General features: G+C 46.4%; 1 protein-coding gene. It reads right to left on the reverse strand.

The window, feature by feature from the left end; all coding sequences use genetic code 11:
- Positions 1-274, reverse strand: a 274-nt coding sequence (locus LI162_RS15395) for an IS3 family transposase (RefSeq protein ID WP_227156889.1), incomplete at both ends; no start/stop codon positions are given.

Below are 274 nucleotides of genomic sequence, written 5' to 3' on the forward strand. Positions count from 1 at the left end.
GCTTGATTAAGTCTGGCTTGATTTTGCCTTGAACGCCGTAATAGCTGCTGTATTTGCGTTTCTTGCGGATTGAGATGGCGAATAAGCCCATCTTTTGCATGAGCCTCTGCACCTTCTTATGGTTGATCTCATAGACTTCCCGGCGAAGCTGTCCGTAGATTCGCCGGTACCCATAGCGTCGGCTGTGTTCAAGGAAGATCTCTTTGATTCTATCCATCAGCTTCTGGTTACCAGAATCCTTATCAGGCTTATGGGTTTGGTAGTAGTAGTTACT

Source organism: Mediterraneibacter sp. 210702-DFI.3.120 (genome assembly GCF_020561005.1).
Lineage (GTDB): Bacteria > Bacillota > Clostridia > Lachnospirales > Lachnospiraceae > Mediterraneibacter > Mediterraneibacter faecis.